Raw genomic sequence first — 7,688 nt, forward strand, 5'->3', positions numbered from 1 at the left:
GGGATCGCTGTCATGAGCGTTTCACAGCCTTCGTTCATCTCGCCTTCTCGATGATCCTGATGCGCAGACTGCTGCGATTTATGAAATGAGTTCTACTAACGAAACACCATCTGACGCATTGAGGGCATAATGTAAACCGTGCTGCATCCAGGCGAGTCGAAGCGGCAGCCTGCTAGCACTGGCCTTCGACGGGCTCAGGCCGAACGGGTGTATTTGAAATATTTTACTGAAACGATCTACTAGAATAATGAGCAAGTTTCCATACTGAAAAGATGTGTTCAGAAGGAGAGTCATGATACACAAACAATTCTTGATCGGTTGGCTATTGATCTTAGCGGGGAGCAACGTCCCTGTTTTTTCATCAGAGGGCCATTCCTCACATGGTGCGCATGTGCATGGTGAAGCTGCACTTTACATAGTACTCGATGAAAATACTTTATCCATTGAGCTCGAATCGCCTGCAATCAACCTGGTCGGATTTGAGCATGCCCCCACCAATGATACGCAAACAGCAGCAGTATTAAAGGCAAAACAAATGCTGGTATCTGCGGATCGTCTGTTTCATTTTTCAACTACACAATGTTCATTAGAAAATGTGGAAATTGAAGTGCCTTATATTAATAAACATGAGAACAAAAATCATCAGCATCACCACCATGAAACATATCATGATCATGCTGATTTCCATGCCAGCTATATCTTCCAGTGCGAGCAAGCTAAAGACCCAGTGTCCATTTCGATAAAGCAGCTCTTTTCGCTTTTCCCAGGTCTCCAGGAAATCAAAGCGCAATGGATTTTCCAGGATAAGCAGGGTACTGCTTCCTTGACAGCAAGTAACCCCACGCTAAGCATTAACTAAACAGCTACCAGCTTATTCAGAATATATTTCCACTTCGGCCACTTCCATCGTATAAGCAGATGTGGCGACATGGTTCTCAGTCAGCGTTGTTTTCAAAATACCCGTCACCCAGACTGGCTCATGCAAAGCCTCAAGCTTTAAACCCTTATCAAAGATCCCATAGACAATTTGATTAGGTGGTGGAGGGGGAACATGAATACACGCGCCAAAAAATGGCACTAAAAAGAAGTGGGTGACAGTCTGCTTCTCACCGAACTCCAGCGGTACGATAAAACCAGGTAATCTTATCCTTTCATTATCAAATTCTGGTTTGATCCGTGTGGATGAAAGTGCTTGCATGTATCGATCATCACTGGCTTGAGCCATCGCCAGCATGAATTGATTGCTTAACATATCTTCCTCAGAACCATCTTCTATCTCATCAAGATAAGCCGGTGGATTCAACAAGGCATCGAGATCATCCTGTGGCATCAGATCAGTCCACTGGATGGTTTTATAAGGCGCGTCTTTAAACGCCTCTTGTTTAGCGAGCGTTTGATTACCTGATATCGCACCTGAACTGACATCAGGCTCACTCTGAGAGCAGGCGATGAGCAGTACAGCCAGAAGGCTGATGAATTTAGTTGGTTTGTTGATCAGGAAACTGGGTTTCATAATAAGCAGGGCAGATACCATGAAATTAAAGTCATGCTACAGTATAGTACATTAGACCAAGAGTAAAACTGACAAGGAGACTTTCTTGCACTCAGACTCTCCGGAGAATTCTACAACACTGGCTTCAGATCCAGTGTCTCCAATAATAAAAGTCAAGGACTTGCATTTTTCCTATCCTGGAAAAATGCAATCCGCTGTTCTGGATATCCCTGAATGGCATATTGCCAGAGGAGAGCGTGTATTTCTCAAAGGGCCCTCGGGTTCGGGAAAATCGACTTTGCTCAATTTGCTGGCTGGCATCTTGGTTGCCAATAAAGGCAGCATAGAAATCCTTGGCCAAAACCTAGGGGCATTATCTGCCCGTAAACGAGATCGTTTCAGAGCAGCGCATATTGGCATCGTGTTCCAGCAATTCAATCTCATTCATTATTTGACCACACTGGATAACATTCGGCTTGCAACCCATTTCGGCAGCAAGGGGAAGACCGGTCTTGAGTTGACCGCGAAGCAACTTTTTGAGGCGCTGGGGCTGGATAAGGCATTGATCACAAAAAAAGCAAGCAATCTCAGCGTAGGCCAGCAACAGCGTGTTGCGATTGCGCGGGCACTGATCAATGCTCCGGAGATTTTGATTGTTGATGAACCGACTTCCGCATTGGATAGCGATACACGGGATGCTTTTATGAAGGTGCTTTTGCAAATCAGCCAAACCCAGGGTAATACGTTAATTTTTGTCAGTCATGACACGGCTTTGACCTCTCATTTTCATCATGTCGTTAACTTGGCAGAGATCAATCTGGCAGGAGGCAGCAAGTATGTTTGTTAACGTCGCCTGGCATAGCCTGCTCAATCGCAAATATACCGTGTTACTCACGTTGATTTCGGTAGCAATCAGCACCTTTGTTTTGCTCGGGGTAGAGCATATCCGCCACGAAGCAAAAGAAAGTTTCAGCAAAACGGTATCGGGTATGGATCTGATCATAGGTGCCCGTACCGGCCAGCTAAACCTACTGCTGTACTCTGTTTTTCGCATGGGCAATGCCACAAATAACATCTCATGGGAAAGCTATCGTGAGCTCGCAACCGATCCCAAAATTGCCTGGACGATTCCAATCTCATTGGGTGATTCCCATCGTGGCTACCGGGTAATGGGCACAACACAAGACTACTTTAGACACTTCCGCTTTGGTCAGAATACATCGCTATCCTTTGCGCAGGGCGGCCCCTTTGTGCAGTTATTCGATGTAGTGATCGGCGCCGAAGTCGCCAGAAAACTTGGTTATTGTCTGAATGAGAGTATTGTCCTAGCCCATGGCCTCGGACAGGCCAGTTTCAGTGTGCATAATGACAAACCTTTTCGCGTAACAGGTATTTTGCGGCCGACTGGGACACCTGTCGATCAAGCTCTGTACATCAGCCTGCAAGGAATGGAAGCAATCCATCTAAACTGGAAAGAGGGCGTAAAAATCCCAGGCAAGCAGATTTCAGATCATGACATAGAAAAATTCGACCTGACTCCCAAAAGTATCACGGCTTTCATGGTGGGGCTTAAATCAAAAATGACCACGTTTCATGTCCAACGACAAGTCAATCACTATCAAAAAGAACCGCTGCTCGCCATTTTACCGGGCATTGCGCTCACCGAACTGTGGCAAATGATGAATATGATGGAAAACACCCTCAGATTGATCTCTATCCTGGTTTTATTTTCATCGTTGTTGGGATTAAGCACCATGCTGCTTTCCTCGATACGCGAAAGGCAGCGCGAGATTGCGGTCATGCGCGCCATCGGCGCCAGCCCCTTTTTCGTGTTTCTGATCATTCAAACCGAAGTCCTGCTGATTTCCTTAAGCGGAATAATTGTCGCAATTTTTGCGCTAGTGATAGGGATTTTCTTTGCTCAGCCGTTGCTCGCAGAAAATTATGGAATCTTTATTAATCACTTTGTTCTCAACCGTGAGACGCTCGGTATTTTAGGAATCATCGTTATGGGCACCTTGCTGCTCGGACTCATTCCCGCACTCAGTGCCTACCGCCTGTCCCTGCACCATGGTCTTGCTGTGAGGAGTTGAATGAGGTCATTTAGCTCACACAAGAAAATGAGGGAATAGAGTAAATTTTTAATGTGTTCTACGCTTTTCCACTGCCTCAGCCAACAAATGCAATACCTGCTCGGTAGTCTCGAAGCTGATGCAGCCATCAGTAATGCTTTGTCCGTAAACCAATTCTTCGCGTTTCTTGCCATCCGCTTTCTGATTGCCTTCGACCAGATGACTTTCGATCATCACGCCACAGATGGCTTTATTTCCGCCCGTAATCTGTTCGGCTACATTGGCTCCCACTTCCGATTGGCGCCGGTAGTCTTTATGGCTATTGGCATGACTGAAATCGATCATCAGGTAAGGTGGCAGCTTAGCTTTGGATAAATCTTCAATGGCCGAAGCTACACTGACTGCATCGTAGTTAGGTTTGCGCCCGCCACGCAGGATGATATGACAATCTTCATTTCCTTTGGTCGCAAAAATGGCGGTACGTCCCTCTTTGGTAACCGAAAGAAAATGATGCGGACGAGAAGCCGCGCCAATCGCATCGATAGCGATATTTAAATTACCATAGGTGCCATTCTTGAAACCAATGGGACAGGAAACACCGGAAGCTAGTTCACGGTGCGCCTGACTCTCGGTGGTACGTGCGCCAATCGCAGCCCAGCTAACCAAATCTGCCAGATATTGCGGACTGATCAAGTCAAGATATTCCGTTGCCGTAGGCATTCCCAGATTATTCAAATCCAGTAGTAGCTTACGCGCTATGCGCAAACCCTTATTGATGTGGAAGCTGTTATCCAGGTCAGGGTCGTTGATCAAACCTTTCCAGCCGACGGTTGTCCGTGGCTTTTCGAAATACACTCGCATGATGATGTGCAACTGATCCTTGAACACCTCGCGCAAATGCTTCAAACGGGCTGCATATTCCAGCGCTGCATCCACATCATGAATGGAGCAAGGACCTGTCACCACTAGCAAGCGATCCTCTTCACCATGCAAAATACGGTGAATGGCCTGCCGTGCGGCATAGACTGTTTCTGTTGCAACTTCCGTTATAGGGTATTCACGGTGTAATTCCACCGGTGGGGTAAGTTCATGCATGCCGATAATGCGTATATCATCGGTCTGAAATTTCATAATGGTTCCTTTGTTTAATTGCATACGATCCGGCCCAAAGATTCATTTTTCCACAGGCAATACGAAAGCTTGCAGAAAAGCACAAATACTATTTTAACCTAGTCGGAACTTACATTTTGCCAGTTTAGGAGAGAAATTTATGGTAAAAAGCAAAGCAGGTCGGGAGAGGAGGAACCTCGACCGTACAGCATTGGACTTATGAAATTGCTCCTTTGTGAGGGATGAGATGTATTGGGATATCAAGACGGTCAAACCACTACCCGATAACCACATTTATGTTATGTATGTCCGATGCACCCAAATCCGTAGCAACTTCAGCGTGAAATGCTATTATACTTATCACCTGGTTCAAGCCGGAACGGGCCGCTATCTACTGGACACTAAAGTTGGGTTAGGCAATGGCTGCAAGGGAAGCAATGGCAAAACAAAAGCCCCACCGGCTGCAATAGCCCGGCAAGGCTGCTAGTTTTTACATTTTCAATCAGCTCTCACAAATCGCATCTATTTGCTTTTAATTCATCAAGCTTCATCCCGGAGTTGCGCGTGATTCATAAGTTTTGAACATATGGCGTATCAAAATTCTCCTAAGGTTTACTGCCTGGATAGCAGCAGCACATTGTTAATCCTCAGGCTTCTCACACATGGCATCGCCGCGCATTTCGCAAGCACGCCATCGGATTTTCTTCGCCCAATAAGTGAAAGCTTGCTCGACATCTTCCCACTGGCTCAGTGATTTCCAGGCGTATTTGCCTCCTCCACGGCGATCAACGCCAGCAGCCAGTAATTCGCCAGTTTGGCTATCTGTTGCTTCCATTTCGATGGAGGCTTTGCCGACTAAGCTTTCCGTTCCACTGAGCGCTTTCTTTCCTTTGGACACGATGAGGGAACCTGGATGCATAGCCGTAAGGTTATCCAGTACGGGTACACCTTTCCCAGCTTCCGTGATGCCGATGCGAATCCTTACGACTCCAGGGCCAGCTTGCTGGACCATGGTATAGTCCTTGCGCAATTCTTCATCGACGCGAGACCAGAGAAATTGCGATAAATGGTTTGCATCTTCCATATCGATATTCTTGGCGCTCGATTTTTCTCCACGCCAGACCTGCACACGCTCCAGCAAGATTTTCGTGTAGGATTTGAACTTGGTTTTATCCGGTGTTAAATAAACCAGCGACGCCTCAGTTTCGTTCGCTGCGGGACGGAGCATGGAGTAGTCCTCTAAAAAACCGGATGGCTCAGCTTTTCCATATCCTCCAGCCCGTTCGGTGGTGGCACACGCTGTGAACATTACTACACATATACCAATCAATATCAGCCGTTGTATAATCATGATTCGCAGTCTCCTTAATAAACACTTCGCACAAGAGTTTATCTTCCGACACTAGTTAATCCTATACTGCTTATACAGGCAAAGCAATCTGATTCAGAAACCGCACAATCATTGAGCACACGGTACCCTGTACTTAGGATCCGGACTCTTTAACTACGAATAATTTTAAGATTCCCATCGGGAGACAAGTATGATTCAATGCTCTGAAAGGAGGGTTAGATCATGAAAGGATTATTCTAGTTTACGGATGAACAATAGTCACGGATAGAACCGCTATTACCGCAGAACACGCGTGGATTGAAGCATGTTGACGATCAGCGGGTTTTGAGCGGGATCATGCATGTTTTGAAAAGCGGCGGCAGATAGGTGGATGCTCCGTGAGAATACGGTCCGAAGAAAACACTCTATAACCGCTTTGTCAGATGGGCCGAGCGCGGCGTCTGGGAAAAGATATTCTCTGCGCTAGCTGGAGCGGAAGGGGAGCTGGACCGGTTGCCTCGCGCCACGTGCCTTTACTGACATCATATCCCGGTCGATACTCTTACATTGCCATCCGGCAGCGGTCAGTAATGAGCAGACACATCGCTCGAGCCACGCTCGAAGGAATGATCAAGCTAGGCAATCTCGTACCATTTTCCCAGGTAACGGTCGAGCTGAAAATTATCGACAGGCTCAATGCCTTCTGGCGGACTGATACACGTCGAGAGTAAAAGACATAAGTGGAAAAGCAGAGGGGTATCTTTTACTCATGCCCGATCATATTTAATCAACGTAAATAGCAGTGCCGCTCTCTGACTCCATCAGCATGCCATTTTCCTTACCGAGCACCTCGTAATCGATGTCGATTCTAATCACTGCGTTGACAACAAGTTCTTGGGCACGTTCCCGCAGTTCTTCCCATACAATATCGCGAACGCGCTGAAGAGCTCTTTCTCATAAGTTCCAGAGCAGATCCTTCAAAACATTGGCACCCAACACCGCTTCACCAGCAACGATAGCGCAGTATTTCGTTATGCGCTTACCATCGAGATTGGGAATAGTTGTGAGTAACATGATTCATCTTCAATGAAGTTTAGTCTATGAATATTTCTTCCTGCTGATTCGCGATTAAAATATCAATGCAAAATATAAAAAACATCCTGAAACTCAATATAGATAATGCTTTTTATTTTGTATCACACCAGCTTGGACAATAGAAAAGTAAGTTACCCCCTCCAACATATTAAATTCATCCAGCAGTAAATGACTGGGCAACCTAATTTTAAAAAGAGAAACAATTACTGGAAATATCATAGCAATATATCAAAAGATTTAGATTTCACCTCACTATCACAAGACAAAGTAAACGACATTGATGTTTTAATCACCCTTGCTGTCCAACAACCAACCTATCTCTACCTGTCACGTGAAAAAATAATGCAGATAAAAACTAGCTTAATGAAATTGGTGTTACTAGGGTCTGTTGACGTTTTGAGATAAGTATTTCATAAATAGAAGCAAACTCGTAATATTGAGAGGTTCTCACACTACCAATAAAACGAGTTTGCGATGCCCCGATTGATGCTCAACGATGAGCTCTGGTCGAAGCTGGAGAAAATTCTGCTTCAAGAAGCGATTTATAACAAGCGCAATTTGCGCATGACAGTAGAAGGTATGCTATACC

8 protein-coding genes and 3 pseudogenes are annotated in these 7,688 nt (G+C 45.8%); 7 read left to right on the top strand and 4 right to left on the bottom strand.

Features of this window, described 5'->3' with window-relative positions; genetic code table 11:
* The first annotated feature begins 292 nt into the window (after positions 1-292).
* A complete protein-coding gene (locus BLV54_RS13960) occupies positions 293-859 on the top strand; it encodes a DUF2796 domain-containing protein (RefSeq protein ID WP_090572226.1) in 567 nt (188 codons plus the stop codon).
* A gap of 12 nt (positions 860-871) precedes the next feature.
* On the opposite strand, the gene BLV54_RS13965 is transcribed toward BLV54_RS13960, so the two are convergent.
* Positions 872-1,513 carry a DUF3299 domain-containing protein gene (locus tag BLV54_RS13965; RefSeq protein WP_090572232.1) on the bottom strand — a complete coding sequence of 214 codons (642 nt, stop codon included), beginning with the start codon at positions 1,511-1,513 and terminating at the stop codon, positions 872-874.
* A gap of 184 nt (positions 1,514-1,697) precedes the next feature.
* Between BLV54_RS13965 and BLV54_RS13970 the strand changes: the two genes are divergently transcribed.
* Positions 1,698-2,339, top strand: coding sequence for an ABC transporter ATP-binding protein (locus BLV54_RS13970; protein WP_090572227.1), 642 nt, complete (start codon positions 1,698-1,700; stop codon positions 2,337-2,339).
* Positions 2,329-3,585: an ABC transporter permease gene (locus BLV54_RS13975; RefSeq protein ID WP_090572228.1), complete on the top strand. Its 1,257-nt coding sequence runs from the start codon at positions 2,329-2,331 to the stop codon at positions 3,583-3,585. The genes BLV54_RS13970 and BLV54_RS13975 overlap by 11 nt, the downstream gene beginning before the upstream one ends.
* Before the next feature lie 48 nt (positions 3,586-3,633).
* Here the strand turns inward: BLV54_RS13975 and aroG are convergent, their stop codons facing one another.
* Together aroG and BLV54_RS13990 are read right to left on the bottom strand one after the other, a co-directional pair.
* On the bottom strand, positions 3,634-4,695 hold the full coding sequence (aroG, locus tag BLV54_RS13980; protein WP_090572233.1) for a 3-deoxy-7-phosphoheptulonate synthase AroG: 1,062 nt from the start codon (positions 4,693-4,695) through the stop codon (positions 3,634-3,636).
* A gap of 619 nt (positions 4,696-5,314) precedes the next feature.
* Complete coding sequence (locus BLV54_RS13990; RefSeq protein WP_090572230.1) at positions 5,315-6,025, bottom strand: DUF3313 domain-containing protein; 711 nt, start codon at positions 6,023-6,025, stop codon at positions 5,315-5,317.
* A 264-nt stretch (positions 6,026-6,289) separates the two neighbouring features.
* On the opposite strand from BLV54_RS13990, the pseudogene BLV54_RS17025 reads away from it, so the two are divergent.
* Positions 6,290-6,505 (top strand): annotated as a pseudogene (locus tag BLV54_RS17025) (transposase); the annotation flags it as partial.
* An 89-nt stretch (positions 6,506-6,594) separates the two neighbouring features.
* Positions 6,595-6,735 (top strand): hypothetical protein, encoded by a 141-nt coding sequence (locus tag BLV54_RS16250; RefSeq protein WP_176969788.1) that lies wholly within the window; start codon positions 6,595-6,597, stop codon positions 6,733-6,735.
* Positions 6,736-6,787: 52 nt separating this feature from the next.
* On the opposite strand, the pseudogene BLV54_RS14005 reads toward BLV54_RS16250, so the two are convergent.
* Positions 6,788-7,078, bottom strand: a pseudogene (locus BLV54_RS14005) (heavy metal-binding domain-containing protein).
* A 189-nt stretch (positions 7,079-7,267) separates the two neighbouring features.
* Here BLV54_RS14005 and BLV54_RS16255 point away from each other — a divergent pair.
* Positions 7,268-7,504 carry a hypothetical protein gene (locus BLV54_RS16255; RefSeq protein WP_090572231.1) on the top strand — a complete coding sequence of 79 codons (237 nt, stop codon included), beginning with the start codon at positions 7,268-7,270 and terminating at the stop codon, positions 7,502-7,504.
* A gap of 69 nt (positions 7,505-7,573) precedes the next feature.
* Positions 7,574-7,688, top strand: a pseudogene (locus BLV54_RS15790) (IS5/IS1182 family transposase); the annotation flags it as partial.

This window comes from Nitrosomonas sp. Nm33, assembly GCF_900107265.1.
Taxonomy (GTDB): domain Bacteria; phylum Pseudomonadota; class Gammaproteobacteria; order Burkholderiales; family Nitrosomonadaceae; genus Nitrosomonas.

Bases quoted from the DNA above. Each gene is read 5' to 3' on its own strand.
- BLV54_RS13960 (WP_090572226.1), top strand. From the start codon at position 293: ATGATACACAAACAATTCTTGATCGGTTGGCTATTGATCTTAGCGGGG.
- BLV54_RS13965 (WP_090572232.1), bottom strand. From the start codon at position 1,513: ATGAAACCCAGTTTCCTGATCAACAAACCAACTAAATTCATCAGCCTT.
- BLV54_RS13970 (WP_090572227.1), top strand. From the start codon at position 1,698: ATGCAATCCGCTGTTCTGGATATCCCTGAATGGCATATTGCCAGAGGA.
- BLV54_RS13975 (WP_090572228.1), top strand. From the start codon at position 2,329: ATGTTTGTTAACGTCGCCTGGCATAGCCTGCTCAATCGCAAATATACC.
- aroG (WP_090572233.1), bottom strand. From the start codon at position 4,695: ATGAAATTTCAGACCGATGATATACGCATTATCGGCATGCATGAACTT.
- BLV54_RS13990 (WP_090572230.1), bottom strand. From the start codon at position 6,025: ATGATTATACAACGGCTGATATTGATTGGTATATGTGTAGTAATGTTC.
- BLV54_RS16250 (WP_176969788.1), top strand. From the start codon at position 6,595: ATGAGCAGACACATCGCTCGAGCCACGCTCGAAGGAATGATCAAGCTA.
- BLV54_RS16255 (WP_090572231.1), top strand. From the start codon at position 7,268: ATGACTGGGCAACCTAATTTTAAAAAGAGAAACAATTACTGGAAATAT.